Consider the following 18,572-nt stretch of genomic DNA (forward strand, 5'->3'; position numbering starts at 1 on the left):
GGGCGACCACACCCCGCCTGTCCTGGCTGCCGGGAGGCTCATGACCGAACCGAACGAAACGCTCTCCCCCGCCGAGGGCCTCGGCGTCGTGCTGGACGAGCATTTGCGCTGGATCGGCCAGTGGCACCGCGCCGCCTTCTTCCACCAGGGACAGGGCGGCGACCGGGTGTCGGCGCCGGCCTCCTTCGCCGCGTGGTGCGTCGCCGCCAAGAAGGACGATCTCGCCCACCAGCCGGCGGTCGAGAAGCTGGTCCACCTGCACGAGCAGATGCACCGCCACGCCAAGCTGGTGCTGTTGCAGGCCGCCACCGGCGACCTGCCGAGCGAGAGCGACTACGATTCGGTGATCGGCCGCTTCAACGAGTTCGTGATGCAGTTGCGCCGGGTCGAGCGCGCCTTCGGCGCCGCCGCCTCGGGCCTGGACCCGCTGACCGGCCTGCGCTCGCGCCGCGGCATGCAGGAGGCGCTGGACCGCGAGATGAACCGCTTCCGCCGCGCCGGTCAGCCCTTCTGCCTGGCGCTGTGCGACATCGACAAGTTCAAGGGCATCAACGACACCTACGGCCACGACATCGGCGACCGCGTGCTGGCCTCCACCGCCGCCGTCATCAGCCGCGGCATCCGCAGCTTCGACGAAGCCTTCCGCATGGGCGGCGAGGAGTTCCTGATCTGCCTGAAGGAGACCTCGCTGGACGAGGGCTTCCACGTGATCGAGCGGCTGCGCATCGACCTCCAGCGCTCGCCGGTGCCGCTGCCGGACGGGCGGGAGGTCGCGGTGACCGCCTCCTTCGGGCTGGTCGAGGCGCGGCTGGAAACCCCGGTGGACGAGGTGATCGTCCAGGCCGACCGCGCGCTCTACCAGGCCAAGAACAGCGGCCGCAACCGGGTCGTCCGCTACGGCGTCGACATGCCGGTGGCGAAGGCGGGATAAAAGCCCCTCCCCCCTCGCGGGGGAGGGGCTTATGGCGCCTCTCAGAACCGCCCCTCCTCGAAGTCGCGGAAGGCCTGCATCACCTCCTCGCGGGTGTTCATCACGAAGGGGCCGCCCCAGGCGACCGGCTCGTTCAGCGGGCGGCCGGCGATCAGCAGGAAGCGCGCGCCCTGCGGCCCGGCCGCCGCCTCGACGCGCTCCCCCTCGCCGAGCACCACGACGCGCACCGCACCCGCCTCGGGCGCGGCCAGCCCGCCTTCGTAGACCACCAGCACGGCGGTGTGGTCGGCCGGCAGCGGTTCGGCGAAGCGGCCGCCGGGGGCCAGCGTCACGTCGAAATAGCGCGCGTCGGTGGCTTCGGCGCGGACCGGGCCGGCGGTGCCCTGCGCCGTGGCGCCGGCGATCACCGCCACCGCGGCGCCGCCGTCGCGCCGCTCGACCGGGATCTTGGCGGCGTTGAACTCCTGGTAGCCGGGCTCGGTCATCTTCTTGGCGGCCGGCAGGTTGATCCAGAGCTGGAAGCCCTTCATCAGGCCTTCGGTCTGCTCCGGCATCTCGGAATGCAGGATGCCGCGGCCGGCGGTCATCCACTGCACGCCGCCGGTCTCGATGACGCCCTCGTGGCCGTGGTTGTCGGCGTGGCGCATGCGGCCGGCCAGCATGTAGGTCACCGTCTCGAAGCCGCGGTGCGGGTGCTCCGGGAAGCCGGCGATGTAGGAGCCGGGATCGTCCGAGCCGAAGAAGTCCAGCATCAGGAACGGGTCGAGCATGCGCAGCCGCGGCGTGCCGATCAGCCGCGTCATGCGCACGCCCGCGCCGTCGGAGGTCTCCATGCCCTCGAGGACGCCCAGGACCGGGCGGACGGCGGGGAGGGGCTGTGCAGTGCTCATGACGGGACTCCGGGCTGCGGGGAACGCTGTCCGCCATATGATCGTTGATCGGCCGGCGCGGTAGGGGTGTGGGCGGGACAAGCGTGTTTCGGAAACCGCAACAGTGCGCGGCGCACTCGCGACGGGGCTTGCCGCCATCCGATTGCTTGATCAACAAACGTCGCAACCAAGCGTTCGTCTCAGGGGGAGGGCCATGTCACCCGACGACATGGAAACGGTTCGCCGCAGCTTCTGCAAGGTGGCGATGCTCAACGCGCGGGTGGGGCTGCAGTTCTACGAGCGGCTGTTCGCGCTCGACCCCGACCTGCGGGCGCTGTTCGGCGAGGACGTCCACCCGCAGGCGGAAAAGCTGGTGGCGACGCTCGCCTCGGCGGTGCGGCACCTGTCCAACCCGGCGGCGCTGGAGGGATCGCTGAGGGCGATGGGGGAGCGCCATCGCGGCTACGGCGTGCGGGACGAGCATTACGCCACGGTCGGCGAGGCGCTGCTGTCGACGCTGGAGACCAACCTGGGGCCCGAATTCACCCCGGACGTGCGCGGGGCGTGGCTGGCGCTGTACGGCATGGTGGCGCGGATGATGCGCGGCGACGGCGCGTGCGCGCCGCTGGCCCCGGCCGGATCCGCGGCTGCGGATTAATAGTTGGTGGTCCAGTCGGGCTCGGCGCGCGGCGCCTCGCCGCTCTCCGGGTCGCGCAGGTAGGCAATTTCTTCCGCGTAGAGCGGCAGTTGCCGGGCAAATTCTGCCGAGCGCTCGGCCTTCATGCGCTCCAGTTCACGGGCGGAGAGGTAAGCGTCCATCATGGCAGGCTCCCTTTTCGAGCTCCGGCCGGGGTGCTCGGACGGTCGTTCGACCGCTCCGGGCCCGTACCGTGTGTGTGCCTGAACCCTATCCTGCAAGAACCGGACCCAACTTTGACTCCGGTCAAGCTCCCGCAGGAACGGCGGGTCTGCCCCGGTGCAACGCCCGGCCCTCGGTCTGTTGTTCCATTCGCGCGCGCGCCGGCCCATAGTCGCGCGGGGCGCCTGGGGCGTTCCCAATTCCGGGTTTCCCGACACCGCGTTCCCGTTTTCGAGACCGACATGCACCAAGCTGCCCAAAATTGCGCCACCTGCCTGAAGCCCGAGCACCTGTGCGTCTGCGAGGCGGTGGACCCGGTGGACAACCGGATCCAGGTCGTCATCCTCGAGCACCCGCAGGAGAAGCGGGAGATCCTCGGCACGGCGCCGATCGCCGGCCTGCAGTTCAGGAACGTGGTGGTGCGGGTCGGCCTCAGCTGGCCGAACCTCAGGAAGATCGTCGGGCGCGAGGTGGACTACAAGCGCTGGGGCGTGCTGTACCTGGGCGCCGCCAAGCAGGGCGCCGCCGCCGCGTCGGAGGAGATCGCCGCCGTCGACAAGAACGGCGCGCCGCTGCCCGACAGCGCGGCGATCCTCGACGGGCTGGAGGGCGTCATCCTGCTGGACGGCACCTGGAGCCAGGCCAAGAGCCTGTGGTGGCGCAACGCGTGGCTGCTGAAGTGCCGGCGCATCGTGCTGCACCCGCGCTTCAAGTCGCTGTACGGGCAGGCCCGCCGCGAGCCGCGGCGCGAGAGCGTGTCGACGCTGGAGGCCGCGGCCTTCGTGGTGTCGCGTCTGGAAGGCCAGCCGGAGATGTTCGACCGGGTGCTCAAGCCCTTCGCGCTGCTGCTGAAGAAGATGCGCGCGCCCCGGCCGCGGCCGGTGCTGGCGAAGACGGCGGAGCCGCCGGTGGAGGAACCGGCGGAGGAGTGACGGGCGCCGCTCAGGGCGTCCCGATCACCGCCGGGTCGCGCTCCAGCGTGCGCAGGCAGGCGTCCACCACCGCGGGGTCGAGGGCGCTGCCGCGGTGCTTGCGGATCTCGTTCACCGCCGTCTCCAGCCCGAGCGCCGGGCGGTACGGGCGGTGCGAGGTGATCGCCTCGACCACGTCGGCGACGGCGACGATGCGCGCCTCCAGCGCGATGTGCTCGCCCTTCAGGCCATTGGGATAGCCGGTGCCGTCGAAGCGCTCGTGATGCTCGGCGACGATGCGGGCGACCGCCGGGTCGAAGTCGATGTTGCGGACGATGTCGTGGCCGATCTTGCTGTGCGTCTTGATCAGCTCGAACTCCTCCTTCGACAGCCGGCCGGGCTTGGTCAGCAGCTCCGCCGGGATGCCGACCTTGCCGATGTCGTGCATCAGGGCGCCCAGGCGGATGTTGTCCACCCGCTCGTCGGCCAGGCCCAGCTCGCGGGCGATCAGCACGGACAGCTGGGCGACGCGCGTCTGGTGGCCGGCGGTGTAGGGATCGCGCTTCTCCACCGTGTGGGCCAGCGCCTCGACGCTCTGCGCCAGCGTGTTCTTCAGCCGCCGCAGCGCGTCGGCGCGCGCTTCCTCGGCCTCCGAGCGGCGGCCGGACTCCTCCTCCAGCCGGCGGTTGGTGGTGTCCAGGTTGTCGATCTTGCGCACCAGCTGGACCGCGAAGAACACCACCACCAGCGAGATCACCACGCCCAGCACGACGCGCAGGCTCAGCCCGTCGTGCCAGCCGGACAGCACCGCCTGCCGGTCCACCCCGGCGACCACCACCAGCGGCAGGTCGCCGACGGCGCGGTAGCTGGCGATCCATTCCTGCCCGCCGAAGCCGCTGGCGCCCTCCACGGTGGCGCTCGACGCCCTCTGCAGGTGCTTGCGGAACACCGCGTGCTCGGCCAGCGAGGTGCCGGGCGCGGCGACGCCGTAGGGGCCGGTGATCAGCAGCGTGCCGTCGGCGCGCAGCAGCGCGATGGTGCCGGCGAAGCCGGCGTCCAGGTCCTGGTAGAAGCGCTGGAAATGATTGAGGTCGAGGTAGGCCACCAGCACCCCGGCAAAGCTGCCGTCCGCCGTGGGGATGCGGCGGGCGACCGGGATCACCGGGCGGTTGCTGATGCGGCTGACCACCGGCACGCCGACGTGGATGGCGGAGTCGGCCGAGTCCCGCGCCCGCATGAAATAGTCGCGGTCGGCGAGGCTCATCGGCGTGCGCGCCATCAGGTCGCTGGCGTGCGCCACCTTGCCCTGGGGGTCCAGGATGACGATGGCCAGCACGTGCGGCGGCATGGTGTAGCGCCGCTCCAGGAACTCGTCGACGATCGAGGGGCGCGGGTCGATGGCGGCGCTGGTGGCCTTCAGCACGTCGGCGACGCCGCTCAACGTCTGGTCGGTGGTGGCGAAGGCGCGCGCGGCGTGCTGCTCCATGGTGCGCGCGACGTTCATGGTGGTGCGCGCGGCGGCGCCCAGCGAGCTGTGGTAGTCGTTGATCAGGTCGAAGACCAGCGCGCTGTTCAGCAGCAGCAGGAACCCGACGGCCAGCCCGACGACGCCGCGGCGCAGCCCGCGCTGGCTGTGCGAATGGCTCGCCGTCGCGTCGAAGCGGAAGGCGAGCGTGTCGGTGAGCGCCTGGATGGCAGCGTGCATGTCAGCCTTGGAGCGTCCATGGCGGGCGGGAGGCGGAGCGCCCGGACGGACCGTCCGGACGGCGCCATGGACAAAAGGTTACACGCAAAGAGCCGCGACGCGTAAGCGGTCAAATTGGCTCACGCGCCGCGCAGCAGGGTCGCAGGTGCAGCAAGAAGCGGTTGTCGACCGAGGCTCCCCGCACAAATTCCGCGCCGTACGCTCAGGCGTAATGCCGGCCGAAGCGGTTGGCCAGGAAGTCCTTGAGGTCGGCGTCTTCCTGCCGGACGAAGCCGTGCTGCGGCAATTTGCCGGCCCGCAGCAGATCGACCATGGTGCATACCCCGGCTGCCGTGGTGATTTGGATGGCGCTCCACAGCTTGCCGCCGACGGTGGCGTTGTAGACCTTCTTGGCGAAGGTCTCCTGGGTCAGCCGGCCGTCCTGGATGCCGTTCACGGTGACGAACACCAGCACCACGTCCTGCTTGGTCACCGGCACCGCGGTCTCCAGCACGTCCTTCAGCAGGTCGCGCCGGCCGGACAGGCGCAGCTCCTGGGTCAGGAACTTCACGTGCTCGCGGTGGCCGGGGTAGCGCACGGTCTTGTAGTTCAGGCACTCCACCTTGCCGGCCAGCGTGTCGCACAGCGTGCCCAGCCCGCCGGACGTGTTGAACGCCTCGTACTCGATGCCGTCCAGCGAGAAGCGCTCCAACCCCTCCAGCGGCAGCACCTCGCGCGTCTCGCCGTCGTGGATCGCCTCGCACAGGTTGCAGTACTCGTTGATCAGGCCGTCGGTGCTCCAGGTCAGGTTGTATTTGAGCGCGTTGGTCGGGTAGATCGGCAGCGCGCCGACGCGCATGAAGACGTCGCGCAGCGCGTTGAACCGCTTGGCGAGGTCGTAGGCGACGATGGAGACGAAGCCCGGCGCCAGCCCGCACTGCGGCACGAAGGCGGTGGCGGCGTTCTTGGCGATGGCGCGCACGCGCCGGGTGGTCGCCACGTCCTCGGTCAGGTCGAAGTAGTGAACGTGCGCGTCGCGCGCCGCCTCGGCGACGGCGGCGTTGAGGTAGTAGGGCAGGGCGGAGATCACCACGTCGTGCCCGGTCAGCGCGGCGCGCAGCGCATCCGCGTCGGCGACGTCGAGGGTGCGGCGCGCCGCCTCGTCCTTGGCGATCCAGCGCAGGCAGGCCTCGTCGCGGTCGGCGACGGTGACCGTGTACTCGCCGGTGGCGTGCAGCAGGTGGCAGATCATGCTGCCGATCTTGCCGGCGCCGAGCAGCAGGACCTGGGTCATGGCAAACCCCCTCCCCGGAAACATCGCTGCCTTGACCGTGGGGAGGGGCGGGGGCGATTTCCAGGCTTGACCGGCGGGCGGGGATGGGCTGCCCTCGCAAGCGCCCTATTTCCCGAAAGACGCACCACCACCCATCGCCCCCACTGCCGGAGTTCCCGTCCCATGCCGCGTTCCTTCGTTCCCTTCACCCTCACCGTCTGCGGGATCGAGGAGCTGCCCGGGCACAGCGAGGTCGGGGTCAGCCACGTGCTGTCCATCCTCGACCCGGAGCATCCGGGGCTGGAGGTCTTCGGCGGCTACGGCGAGCACGAGCGGCTGGAGCTGCGCTTCCACGACATCATCGAGGAGCTGTCCGGCCAGTCCCCGCCGCTGCGCGAACACGTAGACGCGATCCTGGCGCTGGGCCGCGACCTGATGGCGGAGCCGGAGGCGTGCCGGCACCTGCTGGTGCACTGCCACATGGGGATCTCGCGCTCGACCGCGGCGCTGACCATGATCCTGGCCCAGGCCCGGCCGGACCGGCCGGCCGCCGACGCGATGGCCGCGATCGTCGGCATCCGCGCCAAGGCCTGGCCCAACCTGCGCATGATCGAGTTCGCCGACGAGGCGCTGGGCCGGGGTGGCGAGCTGGTCGCCGCCGTGCGGGCGCGCCACCGCGACTACGGCCTGCGCAACCCGGACATGGTCACCTACATGCGCGAGAACAACCGCGGCCGCGAGGTCGAAGACCTATGAGCGCGCGGGCCTCGCGCATCCTGCTGCTGGCCGCGGTGGCGCTGTTCTTCACGCTGGTGGCGCTGGGGAACGTCACCGACTACGGCTCCAACTTCGCCTTCGTGCAGCACGTGCTGGCGATGGACACGACGTTCCGCAGCCCGGCGCTGATGTGGCGCGCCATCGAGGCGCCGGCCCTGCACCACGCCGCCTACGCCCTGATCATCGCCTGGCAGATCATGACGGCTGCGCTGTGCTGGTGGGGCGTCTGGCGGCTGTGGCGGGTGCGCGGCTTCGAGGGGGAGATCTTCGAGCGCGAGAAGCGCGCGGGCATCGCCGGGCTGACCGCCGGTTTCCTGCTCTACGCCGCCGGCTTCATCGGCGTCGGCGGCGAGTGGTTCGCCATGTGGCAGTCGCAGACCTGGAACGGCCAGCGTTCGGCGGCGATCTTCCTGACCTTCATCGGCATCGCGCTGCTGCACCTGTGCGCGGCGGAGCGGGAGCGGGCGTAGGCCTCAGTGGAAGTTCCGCCCCTTCGGAAACACCTGCGGCGGGGCGGCGGTCAGCTCGGCGAGGCGATGGGTGAGGTCGGTCAGGCGGTCGACCTTGACGTGGACGACCGACTCCTCGCGCTCGACCCGGCCGGTGGCGGCGAGCAGGCGGCTGGTCATCACCTCCTTGCGGAAGCGCTCGAAGGTGTCCGGCATGACCACGAGGTTGGCGACGCCGGTCTCGTCCTCCAGCGTGACGAAGATGATGCCCTGGGCGCTGCCCGGCCGCTGGCGCACCAGCACCAGCCCGGCCACCGTCAGCCGCACGCCGGGGCGGGCGTCCTTCAGCCGCCCGGCCGGGGCGATTCCGGTCAGGCCATCGCGCAGCAGCGCCAGCGGGTGCATCTTCAGCGACAGGCTGAGGCTGGTGTAGTCCATCACCACGTGCTCGCCCATGGCCATGCCGGGCAGCGCGACGTCCGGCTCCGCCTGCGCCGGGCCGTCGAGCGCCGCGAACAGCGGCAGCGGATGCGCGCCCAGCGCCTTCACCGCCCACAGCGCCGCCCGCCGGTCGAGCCCCAGGGAGCGGAACGCGTCCGCCTTGGCCAAGCGTTCCAATGTGACGACCGGCATGCCGGCGCGGCGCCAGACGTCGTGCGGGTCGCGGTAGCCGGCGCCGCGCCGGTCGGTGAGGACTTGGGCGTCCTTCTCGTCGAGTCCTTTGATCTGGCGCAGGCCGAGGCGCAGGCAAAAACGCCCTCCCCCTGCCCCGCAGGGGGAGGGAGGGACCCGCGAAGCGGGAGGGTGGGGGCTACGGCTGTCCCGGCAGGCCGCTGCCCCCACCCAACCCTCCCCCGCCGGAGGCGGGGGAGGGCTTTTTTCTTCCAGCGTGCAGTCCCACTCCGACAGGTTCACGTCCGGCGGCAGCACGGTGACGCCGTGCTCCTGCGCGTCGCGGACGATCTGCGCCGGGGCGTAGAAGCCCATGGGCTGGCTGTTCAGCAGCGCGCAGGCGAACACGTCCGGGTACCAGCGCTTCACCCAGGCCGAGGCGTAGACCAGGTTGGCGAAGCTCGCCGCGTGGCTCTCGGGGAAGCCGTACTCGCCGAAGCCCTCGATCTGCCGGAAGCAGCGTTCGGCGAACTCCGCGGTGTAGTTGTTCGCCAGCATGCCGGCGACGAACTTGTCGCGGAACTCCGTCACCCGGCCGGTGCGCCGGAAGGCGGCCATGGAGCGGCGCAGCTTGTCCGCCTCGGCCGGGGAGAAGCCGGCGGCGGTGATGGCGATGTTCATCGCCTGCTCCTGGAACAGCGGCACGCCGCAGGTGCGCTTGAGGATCGCCTCCAGTTCCGGCGAGGGGAACGTGACCGGTTCCTTGCCCTGGCGGCGGCGCAGGTAGGGGTGCACCATGTTGCCCTGGATCGGCCCGGGGCGGACGATGGCGACCTCGATCACCAGGTCGTAGAACTCCCGCGGCCTGAGACGCGGCAGCATCGACATCTGCGCCCGGCTCTCCACCTGGAACACGCCGATGGCGTCGGCGGCGCACAGCATGTCGTAGACCGCCGGGTCCTCCGGCGGCAGGGTGGGGATGGACAGCGTGCGGCCGTAGTGCTCCTCCAGCAGGTCGAAGGAGCGGCGCAGGCAGCTCAGCATGCCCAGCCCCAGCACGTCGACCTTGAGGATCCGCAGGGCGTCGATGTCGTCCTTGTCCCACTCGATGGTGGTGCGGTCCTCCATGGCGGCGTTGAGGACCGGGGTCAGCTCGGTCAGCGGGCTGCGGGTGATGACGAAGCCGCCGACGTGCTGCGACAGGTGGCGCGGGAAGCCGATCAGTTCCTGCGCCAGCTCCATGGCCAGGGTCAGGCGCCGGTCGTCCGGGTCGAGGCCGTAGCGGCGGGCGCGCTCGGCGTCCACGCCGTCTTCGCTCCACCCCCAGACCGAGCCGGTCAGCCGCCCGACCAGATCGGCCGACAGCCCCATCGCCTTGCCGACCTCGCGCAGCGCCGAGCGGGCGCGGTAGCGGATCACCGTGGCGGTCAGCCCGGCGCGCTCGCGGCCGTATTTCCGGTAGATGTACTGGATGACCTCCTCGCGGCGCTCGTGCTCGAAGTCGACGTCGATGTCCGGCGGCTCCTTGCGGTCGGCCGAGATGAAACGCTCGAACAGCAGATAACCGTTGACGGGATCCACCTCGGTGATGCCGAGGCAGTAGCAGATGGCCGAGTTGGCGGCGGACCCGCGCCCCTGATGGAGGATGCCCCGGGAGCGCGCGAAGCCGACGATGTCGTGCACCGTCAGGAAGTACGGCGCGTAGGCGAGTTCTCCGACCAGGGCCAGCTCACGCTCCAGCGATGCCGCGACCGTGTCCGGCACGCCGTCCCCGTAGCGTTCCGCAGCGCCTTTCCAGGTCAGTTCGACCAGCCGCTCCTGCGGCGGCCGGCCGTCCTCGGCGATCTCGTCCGGGTATTCGTAGCGCAGGTCGCCCAGCGAGAAGCTGCAGGCCTCGACGATCTCCAGCGTGCGCTCCACCGCCTCGGGCGCCTGGCGGAACAGGCGGGCCATCTCCTGCGGCGCCTTCAGGTGGCGCTCGGCGTTGGCCGCCAGCCGCCAGCCGGCGCCGTCGATGGTGGTGTGCGTGCGGATGCAGGTCAGCACGTCGGCCAACGGCCGGCGGGCGGGCGCATGGTACAGCACGTCGTTGGTCGCCAGCAGCGGCACGCGCGCCCGCGCCGCGATCTCCTTCAGCCAGGCCAGCCGCTTGGCGTCGTCGCCGCGGTAGCGGTGGCTGGCGGCGAGGTAGAGGCTGGCGCCTAAGTCGAGGCGCCAGCGCTCCAGCTCCGCCGCGAAGCCGGCGTCGTTGCGGCCGTCCGGCGGCAGCAGGACGAAGCGCATCCCCCGCGCATGCTCCAGCACGTCGTCGCGGCCGAGGAAGCACGCGCCTTTCGGCGCCCGCCGCTTGCCCAGCGTCAGCAGGCGCGAGAGCCGGCCGTAGGCGGCCCGGTCGGTCGGAAAGGCGAGCAGGCTGGCGGCGTCGGTGAGGTCGAGCCGGCAGCCGACCACGAGGCGCAGCGCGTGCTCGTCGGCGGCGACGTGGGTGCGCACCACGCCGGCCAGCGTGTTGCGGTCGGTGACGGCGACGGCGGCGTGGCCGAGCGCCGCGGCCGTCCGCACCAGCTCGTCGGCGTGCGACGCGCCTTCCAGGAAGGTGAAGTTGGTCGTCACCTGCAGTTCGGCGTAGCGGATCATCACCCGAAGAACCCGTGCAGGAACCAGCGCGCCGCCGTGTCCGGCCGATACAGCCCTTGGCGGAACAGCCAGAAGCGTCGCCCCTCGGAATCCTCGACGCGGTAGTAGTCGCGCGGGTCGCCGTGCTTGCGCCACCATTCCGATTCGAGGCGTTCCGGCCCGTCGGCGCGGCGCACGCGGTGGGCGACGCCGCGCCAGCGGAACATCCGCGGCGGGTCGTCGGGCACCGGGGCGACCGCCTCGATGGGTTCGGGCGGGGCGAGCAGGCGCACCGGGCGCGGCCGGTCGGCCGGCCACAGCAGCGGCATGGACTGGTTGGCCGGAACGCCCAGCGCCGGGCACCCGGTCACCGCGCGCTCCGGCAGCCAACTGGCGCGCGGCACCAGACGCAGCACGCTGCGCGGCCCCAGCCGGTTGCCCAGCCGGTCCACCAGGTCGCCGAGGCCGGAGTCGTCGCCTCCGCCGTCCAGTCCGGTCTGGATGGCGCCCAGAGGACCGACCACCGGGGCGGCGAGTGTCATCACCTCGATGCCAAGTCCCGGTTCGATGCGCTCCAGCTTTTCGGCGAACAGGCGCATCAGCGCGGCGGGAGCGCGCACCGGGCGGCCGGTGCCGATGATGAGCGTCTGCGGCGCATCCTCCGGGCGGCGGTCGATGCGGTGGGCCTCCAGCTCCAGCCGGCGCGCGCCCTCCTGGCTGCGCTCCAGCCTGGCGCACAGCGTGTCCAGCAGGTGGCGGACGGCGCAGGCGAGGTCGTCGGGGGTGCTGATCGGCTCGGCGAAGGCGAGGCGCGCGCTGTGCGGGACGACCGGACGGTGCGGCGACACCGGTTCGTCCAGTTGGCCGAGCGCCTGGTCGAGCCGGCGCATCGGCTCCGCCCCGAAGCGCGCGGCCAGCGTGGCGCGCGGCACGCCGTGCAGGTCGCCGATCCGGCGCAGGCCGACGGCGTCCAGGGCGGCGACGGTGTCGGACGGCAGGCGCAGCGCCGCCATGGGGAGTGGATCGAGGGCGTGGCGCTGGGCGTGTGGGGGGATGATGTGAACGCACGTGCCCCCACCCTCCCCGCGCCCTTCGGCGCGGGTCCCCTCCCTCCCCCGCTGCGCAGGGGAGGGCATTCCCCCCTCTCCTGCGCAGCGGGGGAGGGGTAGGGGGTGGGGGCAAGTGAGCGCATACCGCGCCACCGCCCACGCCGCCGCCGGCGTGTCCGCGATCGCCACCCGCAACTCGAACCCCGCGCGTCCCAGCCGCTCCACCACGTCCCGCGCCAGTTCCGACTCGCCGCCGAACAGGTGGGCGCAGCCGGTGACGTCCAGCATCAGCCCGTCGCCGTCCGCCGCCGTCCACGGCGTCCAGCGCAGCGCCCAGCCGGCGAGGCGGTCGAGCAGCGCGGCGTCCGCCGCCGGGTCGGCGTCGAAGGAGGTCAGGCCCGGCTCCACCGCGCGGGCGTCGGCCAGCGTGACGCCGGGCAGCACCCCGGCGCGCTCGGCGGCGCGGTTGGTGGCGATGACGATCAGGCGCCCGCGCTCCGCCGCCACCGCGGCGAGCGGCCGCGCCGCCGTTTCCGGCCGCCGCCGCGTCCAGGCGTCGGTGGCGAACCGCGGAAGCCAGAGCGACAGGATGCGCCGCGCCATGCCGTCCCCCATCTCCAATTCGAACAAATCAAGAACATCATAGAATCGGAAATGGTGCCTTGTGGAGTCCGAAGCGTCGGCCTTGCCGTGGACGTGCCTCGAAAGGGGGCGCTTGTTCCGGGCGGTCCGGGGGACGACATTGTTGTCATGAAACGCACCGCGACCACGGCCGTCCTGGTGCTCGGGCTCGCCGCCTGCGCGGGCACCGAGGTGCGGGACGAGACGCCGGGACTGGCCCGCGGGGAGATCCCCAAGGCCGTCCAAACCCAGACCTATGTCCCCGGCGGCAGCGGCTCCGCCCGCAGCGCCGAGCGCGCGGAGCCGACAGCTCCCGCCCAACGCCCGGAGACTCCGCCGCCGCGCCGCCGCGGCAGTTCCAGCCCGCCGCCCGCCGGCCTCTACAGCGGGGTGCCGGTGACGCCGCAGCCGGGCACGTCCACCGACCGCGCGGTCTCCGACCTCAAGCGCGATCAGGCGCGCTCCGACCTCGACCGCCTGAACAACTTCCCCACCCCGATGACGCCCGAGCCCTGGCGCCAGCGCGAGATCATGAACCAGCAGCTGGAACTGGACCGGCAGGAATTGATGCGGCGCTGACGCCTCGGCTATACCGGCGGAACGGGGATGCCGTCGGGGGAATGGGCCGGGGAATGGAGATGAGCGGGCGACTCGCGGCCGTGGCCGCAATCATGGTTCTGCTGGCGGCGCTGCCGGCCGAGGCGCGCACCGTGCTGACCGGCGGGGCGTTCGGGCAGGGCCTGCTCGGGCCGGCCGGCGTGCTGGCGCACCTGCTGGGACTGCTGGCCATCGGGTTGTGGGCCGGGCAGAGCGGCGGCCCGGCGGTGTGGCAGCTGCCGGCCGCGGCGCTCACCGCGGCGCTGGCCGCCGGGATGGCGGCGCGCTTCGGCGTGCGGCTGCCCTTCGCCGGAGAAGGGCTGGCCGCCTCGCTGGTGCTGTTGGGCGCCCTGGTCGCGATGGGGCTGCGGGCGCCGCTGGTGGTGGCGATCCTCGCCGTGGCCGCGGCGGCGGTGTTCCACGGCTATGTCCAGGCCGGGCCGCCGCTGTTCTGGGCGGGCTTCGCGGCGTCGGTGCTGCTGCTCACCTCGGCCGGGGTCGGGCTGGTGGCGGTGCTGGGGCAGGCGGCATCGCCGCGCGCCATGCAGATGTGTGGCGGTGCGGTAGCACTCGCCGGCGTTCTCGACCTGCTGGGCGTTCTTTAGGCCGGCCACGCCTTGAAAAAAGCGCGTTGCAGGTATTCTTTTACACCAGTTTCCCAGCACGACGCCCGAACCCGACTGCCTAAGCGAGGATCCCTCCGGTGCAGCGCGCAACCGCACATCCGTTCCGCCGATTGTTCGATCGCGAAGCATCGCGGCGCCGGGTGCTGGCGGGCATGGCGGGGATGGCCCTGATACCGTGGGCCGGGGGCCTGAAAGCGCAGGACCTCAGCTACTTCCGCATCGCCACCGGCACCACCGGCGGCACCTACTTTCCCATCGGCGGGCTGATCGCCAACGCCATCTCCAACCCGCCGGGCTCGCGCCCCTGCGACAAGGGCGGCAGCTGCGGCGTGCCGGGGCTGATCGCGGTGGCGCAGGCGACCCTCGGCTCGGTGGAGAACGTCGATCTGCTGCGCGCCGGCAACGTCGAGGCCGGCATGGCGCAGGCCGACGTCGCCTACTGGGCCTACACCGGCACCGGCAGCTACGCCGGCAAGCCGCCGTTCGGCGAGCTGCGCACCATCGGCACGCTCTTCGCCGAGGCGCTGCACATCGCCGTGCGCGCCGACGGCGGCATCCAGGCCGTCCCCGACCTGAAGAACAAGGTGGTGTCGGTCGGCGAGGAGGGCTCCGGCACGCTGGTCGACGTGCGCTTGGTGCTGGAGGCCTACGGCCTGTCCGAGGAGGACCTGCAGCCGCGCTACCTGAAGCCCGGCACCGCCGCCGACCGGCTGGCGCGCGGCGAGGTGGACGCTTTCTCCATCGTCGGCGGCGCGCCGGTGTCGGCGGTCGCCGACGTGGCCGGGCGGCTGCCGGTGCGCCTGCTGCCCATCGACGGCCCGGTGGCCGAGCGGCTGCGCGGGACGCACCGCTTCTTCGGCGAGACGGTGCTTCCCGCCGACACCTACCCCGGCGTGCCGGCGGTCACCACGCTGAGCGTCGGCGCCGAGCTGCTGGTGCGCGCCGAGGCCAGCGAGGAGCGGATCTACACCGTCACCCGCGCGCTGTGGCACGAGAACACCCGCCGCCTGCTCGCCGACGGCCACCCGAAGGGGCGCAGCATCGACCGCGCCCACGCGGTGGCCGCCGTCGCCGTGCCGCTGCACCCCGGCGCCGAGCGCTACTACCGCGAGGCCGGTCTGGTCGGCGACGCCGCCAAGGAAGCCGGCGCCGAGTCCAAACCATAAACACCCTCCCTCGCCCCCGGCGGGGGAGGGAGGGACCCGCGCAGCGGGAGGGTGGGGGCTACGGCCTCTCGGGACAGCCGTTGCCCCCACCCTGACCCTCCCCCGGCGGGGCCGGGGGAGGGGAACGACGAAGGAGTTTCCCATGCCCGTCATCGCCCCCTACGGCACCTGGACGTCCCCCGTCACGGCGCGCAGCCTCGTCGATGCCGGCGTCGGCCTGCGTGCGCCCTGGCGCCGCGACGGCGCCGTGCACTGGCTGGAGAGCCGCGCCACCGAGGGCGGACGGACGGTGCCGGTGCGCCGCAACGCCGACGGCACCGCCACCGACCTGCTGCCCGCCCCCTGGGACGTGCGCGGCCGGGTGCACGAGTACGGCGGCGGCGACGCGCTGGCGCTGGCCGAGGGGCTGGTGTTCTGCCACGGCGCCGACCAGGCGGTGTATCTGGCGGCTCCCGGCGCCGAGCCGGTGGCGCTGACCCCGCCGGGCCGCGACCGCTTCGCCGACTTCGCCCATGACCGGGAGCGCCGCCGGCTGATCGCCGTGCGCGAGCGCCACCCGGAACAAGGCCACGCCGAGCCGGAGAACGCGCTGGTCGCCATTCCGCTGGGCGGCGGCGAGCCGGTGCCGCTGGTGGGCGGCGCCGACTTCTACGCGTCGCCCCGGCTGTCGCCGGATGGCACGCGGCTGGCGTGGCTGAGCTGGGACCACCCCAACATGCCCTGGGACGGCACCACGCTGTGGGTCGCCGGGTTGGGCGCCGACGGCACGCCGGGCACGCCGGTGCGCGTGGCCGGCGGGCCGGACGAGGCCATCGTGCAGCCGGTGTGGCTGCCGGACGGGCGGCTGGTCTACGTCTCCGACCAGGGCGACTGGTGGAACCTCTGGCTCTGGGACGGCGCCGCCGGCCGCCCGGTGCTGCCGATGCCGGCCGAGTTCGCCCGGCCGCTCTGGGTGTTCGGCAACCGCGAGGTGGCGGCGGTGGACGCCCGCACGCTGGCCTGCGCCTTCACGCGGGACGGGTTGTGGTCGCTGGGCTTGGTGGACGTCGAGGCCGGGACGATCGACCGGCTGGACCTGCCCTTCACCGACGTCGGCGAGCTGTTCGTCGACGGCCGCACCGTCACCTTCCTGGCCGCCGCGCCGGATCTGCCCGGCTCGGTGGTCACCCTCGACCTCGACAGCCGGCGCTGGGAGGTGGTCAAGCGCTCGACCGCCACCGCGCCCGATCCCGGCTGCGTCTCAGCGGCGCGGCCGATCCGTTTCCCGACCGACGGGGGGGAGGCGCACGCCTTCTATTACCCGCCGGCCAACGCCGGCTTCCAGGCGCCCGAGGGTGAGCGGCCGCCGCTGATCGTCAAGAGCCACGGCGGCCCGACCGCCGCCGCCAGCGCCGCCTGGAGCCCGAAGATCCAGTACTGGACCAGCCGCGGCTTCGCCGTGGTGGACGTCAACTACAGGGGCTCCACCGGCTACGGGCGTGCCTACCGCGACGCGCTGAAGGGGCGGTGGGGGATCGCCGACGTCGCCGACTGCGTGGCGGCGGCGCAGTGCTTGGCGGACCAGGGGCTGGCCGACCCGCGGCGGCTGATCATCACCGGCGGCAGCGCCGGCGGCTACACCGTGCTGTGCGCCGTCACCTTCCACCAGGGCTTCCGTGCTGGGGCGAGCTATTACGGCATCAGCGACCTGGAGGCGCTGGCCGCCGACACCCACAAGTTCGAGGCGCGCTACCTGGACAGCCTCGTCGGTCCGTATCCCGAACGCAAGGACGTCTACGTCGCGCGCTCGCCGATCCACTTCGTGGACCGGCTGTCGGTGCCCATGGTGTTCTTCCAGGGACTGGAGGACAAGGTGGTGCCCCCGGCCCAGGCCGAGCGCATGGTCGAGGCGATCGACGCCAAGGGCCTGCCCGTCGCGTACGTGCCCTTCGAGGGAGAGCGGCACGGCTTCCGCAAGGCGGAGAGCATCGTGACCGCGCTGGAGGGGGAACTGTACTTCTACGGCCGGGTCTTCGGCTTCACCCCGGCGGGGGAGCCGCAGGCGATCCCGATCCGGAACCTGTAGGGGCTCACCCCACCAGTTCGCACGGCACCCGGCGCGGCGCCACCGGGCGGGCGCCGGTCAGGCCGGAGCGCAGCAGGTCCAGGTAGGCCGCGCCCCATTCCATCGCCTCGGCCCGCTGCCCCGGGGCGACGGCGTGCGAGGCATGGAAGATCGCCTCCAGGCAGGCGCCCTCGTCCGTCAGATCCACCCCGGCGGCGTCGAGGTGGCGCTTCACCAGCAGCGACATCGGTCGTTGAGCCGTCTGTGCCATCGCAGGATCCTCCGTGCAGCCCGTCATCCTGCGGCGACGCTAGCGCTGCCGTCGCCGGCGGGTCAATGCAGGGAAACAGTATAGGTCATGAATAAAAGCCTCTCCCTCCCAACCCTGTCCGGTCATAGACCGCCTATGACCTCATGTTGGGGTGCAAAGCCCGGCCCTGGTGGAGGCGGTGTAGGGCTCTGGTGATAGGACATCTGCCGATCATCGCCTGTTAACCATTTCAAAGCGTTGGTCGTAGGGCTATTTCCGGTCTAAATGCTACCAATTGGGAATTTTTATTGCTGCGATTTCTGATTATTGTCTGCCTCAGACGAGGAGGCCGACCCCAAACGTCGGCATCGGATCGGCGGAGCGCCCGGCGCAGCCGCTGTAAACCCAACAAAGGCAGACAGACGACTATGGATACTGTGAACGTTTTTCTCACCGACACCAACAAGCTCTTCCGCGAGGGCATGAAGCGGTTGTTCGACAGTTCACTGTTCACGGTCGTCGGCGAGGCCGGCAGCGTGCAGGAAGCGGCGACGGCGTTGGCGGACGCACCCATCCATCCGGACCTCGTCCTGATCGATCCCACCGGCGGTGCCGAGGACCTGGAGAGGGTGAAGGCGCTGCGCGCCGAGCATCCGCAACTCCGCATCGTCATCCTGACCGGCGCGCTGGACACGCGTCTGCTCTCCGCCTCGCTGAGCGCTGGGGCGGACGGCTACCTGATGAAGGACATCGCCTGCGAGGCGCTGATGCAGTCGCTGCGCCTGGTGATGATGGGCGAGAAGGTGTTCCCGACGCACCTTGCGGCGCTGCTGGTGTCCGGCCGGGCCGAGGACATGGGCGCCGAGGTGCCGACCCGCCGCAAGGGCCTGTCGCAGCGCGAGGTGCAGATCCTGCACTGCCTGCTGAACGGCAACTCCAACAAGATGATCGCCAACCACCTGAAAATCACCGAGGCGACCGTGAAGGTCCACCTCAAGAGCCTGCTGCGCAAGATCAACGCCTCCAACCGCACGCAGGCTGCCATCTGGGCGATGAACAACGGCATGGGCGAAAGCTCGGCCGCCGCCGTGAACTGATGGCGTGAACTGATGCCTTGACCTGATCTCCGGGGCACAGCCGCCTTTCTCCGGGCAGCCATTTCTTGGTGCGTTCCTCCCTGAAACTCAGGCCAGCCGCGTCCCCGCGGCTGGCCTCTTTCTTTGCGGGAGGGGACGATG

Annotated in this window: 17 protein-coding genes; 10 read left to right on the forward strand and 7 right to left on the reverse strand. The window is 71.6% G+C overall.

Annotation, left to right across the window (positions count from 1 at the left end):
• The first annotated feature begins 40 nt into the window (after positions 1-40).
• Positions 41-931, forward strand: a complete 891-nt coding sequence (locus tag TSO221_RS29070; RefSeq protein ID WP_109122002.1) for a diguanylate cyclase — start codon at positions 41-43, stop codon at positions 929-931.
• Positions 932-972: 41 nt separating this feature from the next.
• Here TSO221_RS29070 and TSO221_RS29075 read toward each other — a convergent pair whose 3' ends face one another.
• Positions 973-1,821 carry a pirin family protein gene (locus TSO221_RS29075; RefSeq protein WP_109122003.1) on the reverse strand — a complete coding sequence of 283 codons (849 nt, stop codon included), beginning with the start codon at positions 1,819-1,821 and terminating at the stop codon, positions 973-975.
• Positions 1,822-2,014: 193 nt separating this feature from the next.
• Here TSO221_RS29075 and TSO221_RS29080 point away from each other — a divergent pair, with 193 nt between their 5' ends.
• A complete protein-coding gene (locus TSO221_RS29080; protein ID WP_109122004.1) occupies positions 2,015-2,458 on the forward strand; it encodes a globin domain-containing protein in 444 nt (147 codons plus the stop codon).
• Here TSO221_RS29080 and TSO221_RS35710 read toward each other — a convergent pair.
• The gene (locus tag TSO221_RS35710) at positions 2,455-2,622 is read right to left on the reverse strand and encodes a hypothetical protein (protein WP_158284242.1); all 168 of its coding nucleotides are present in this window, start codon (positions 2,620-2,622) and stop codon (positions 2,455-2,457) included. The genes TSO221_RS29080 and TSO221_RS35710 overlap by 4 nt on opposite strands.
• A 279-nt stretch (positions 2,623-2,901) precedes the next feature.
• Here TSO221_RS35710 and TSO221_RS29085 point away from each other — a divergent pair, with 279 nt between their 5' ends.
• On the forward strand, positions 2,902-3,591 hold the full coding sequence (locus TSO221_RS29085; protein ID WP_109122005.1) for a tRNA-uridine aminocarboxypropyltransferase: 690 nt from the start codon (positions 2,902-2,904) through the stop codon (positions 3,589-3,591).
• Between the two features lie 10 nt (positions 3,592-3,601).
• Here TSO221_RS29085 and TSO221_RS29090 read toward each other — a convergent pair whose 3' ends face one another.
• Both TSO221_RS29090 and TSO221_RS29095 read right to left on the reverse strand, forming a co-directional pair.
• Entirely contained in the window at positions 3,602-5,275 is a 1,674-nt protein-coding gene (locus TSO221_RS29090) for an HD domain-containing phosphohydrolase (RefSeq protein ID WP_109122006.1), read from the reverse strand.
• 202 nt (positions 5,276-5,477) lie between these two features.
• On the reverse strand, positions 5,478-6,548 hold the full coding sequence (locus TSO221_RS29095) for a saccharopine dehydrogenase NADP-binding domain-containing protein (protein WP_109122007.1): 1,071 nt from the start codon (positions 6,546-6,548) through the stop codon (positions 5,478-5,480).
• Positions 6,549-6,710: 162 nt separating this feature from the next.
• Between TSO221_RS29095 and TSO221_RS29100 the strand changes: the two genes are divergently transcribed.
• Positions 6,711-7,283 carry a protein-tyrosine-phosphatase gene (locus TSO221_RS29100; RefSeq protein WP_109122008.1) on the forward strand — a complete coding sequence of 191 codons (573 nt, stop codon included), beginning with the start codon at positions 6,711-6,713 and terminating at the stop codon, positions 7,281-7,283.
• On the forward strand, positions 7,280-7,774 hold the full coding sequence (locus tag TSO221_RS29105) for a DUF2165 domain-containing protein (RefSeq protein WP_109122009.1): 495 nt from the start codon (positions 7,280-7,282) through the stop codon (positions 7,772-7,774). The genes TSO221_RS29100 and TSO221_RS29105 overlap by 4 nt, the downstream gene beginning before the upstream one ends.
• A gap of 3 nt (positions 7,775-7,777) precedes the next feature.
• Here TSO221_RS29105 and TSO221_RS29110 read toward each other — a convergent pair whose 3' ends face one another.
• Both TSO221_RS29110 and TSO221_RS29115 read right to left on the reverse strand, forming a co-directional pair.
• Positions 7,778-11,002, reverse strand: a complete 3,225-nt coding sequence (locus TSO221_RS29110) for an error-prone DNA polymerase (RefSeq protein ID WP_109122010.1) — start codon at positions 11,000-11,002, stop codon at positions 7,778-7,780.
• Positions 11,002-12,633: a DNA polymerase Y family protein gene (locus TSO221_RS29115; RefSeq protein WP_158284243.1), complete on the reverse strand. Its 1,632-nt coding sequence runs from the start codon at positions 12,631-12,633 to the stop codon at positions 11,002-11,004. Before TSO221_RS29115 ends, TSO221_RS29110 begins: the two co-directional genes overlap by 1 nt.
• Positions 12,634-12,780: 147 nt before the next feature.
• Between TSO221_RS29115 and TSO221_RS29120 the strand changes: the two genes are divergently transcribed.
• The 4 genes from TSO221_RS29120 (at position 12,781) to TSO221_RS29135 (ending at position 17,105) form a co-directional block, all read left to right on the forward strand.
• On the forward strand, positions 12,781-13,230 hold the full coding sequence (locus TSO221_RS29120; RefSeq protein WP_109122012.1) for a hypothetical protein: 450 nt from the start codon (positions 12,781-12,783) through the stop codon (positions 13,228-13,230).
• 59 nt (positions 13,231-13,289) lie between these two features.
• The gene (locus TSO221_RS29125) at positions 13,290-13,853 is read left to right on the forward strand and encodes a HupE/UreJ family protein (RefSeq protein ID WP_109122026.1); all 564 of its coding nucleotides are present in this window, start codon (positions 13,290-13,292) and stop codon (positions 13,851-13,853) included.
• A gap of 182 nt (positions 13,854-14,035) precedes the next feature.
• A complete protein-coding gene (locus TSO221_RS29130; protein ID WP_247878316.1) occupies positions 14,036-15,040 on the forward strand; it encodes a TAXI family TRAP transporter solute-binding subunit in 1,005 nt (334 codons plus the stop codon).
• Between the two features lie 142 nt (positions 15,041-15,182).
• The gene (locus TSO221_RS29135; RefSeq protein WP_109122013.1) at positions 15,183-17,105 is read left to right on the forward strand and encodes a prolyl oligopeptidase family serine peptidase; all 1,923 of its coding nucleotides are present in this window, start codon (positions 15,183-15,185) and stop codon (positions 17,103-17,105) included.
• Positions 17,106-17,109: 4 nt separating this feature from the next.
• Here the strand turns inward: TSO221_RS29135 and TSO221_RS29140 are convergent, their stop codons facing one another.
• The gene (locus TSO221_RS29140; protein ID WP_146208935.1) at positions 17,110-17,355 is read right to left on the reverse strand and encodes a hypothetical protein; all 246 of its coding nucleotides are present in this window, start codon (positions 17,353-17,355) and stop codon (positions 17,110-17,112) included.
• A 407-nt stretch (positions 17,356-17,762) separates the two neighbouring features.
• Between TSO221_RS29140 and TSO221_RS29145 the strand changes: the two genes are divergently transcribed.
• A complete protein-coding gene (locus tag TSO221_RS29145) occupies positions 17,763-18,431 on the forward strand; it encodes a response regulator transcription factor (protein ID WP_109122015.1) in 669 nt (222 codons plus the stop codon).
• Positions 18,432-18,572: the final 141 nt, after the last annotated feature.

It is taken from the genome of Azospirillum sp. TSO22-1 (genome assembly GCF_003116015.1).
GTDB lineage: Bacteria > Pseudomonadota > Alphaproteobacteria > Azospirillales > Azospirillaceae > Azospirillum.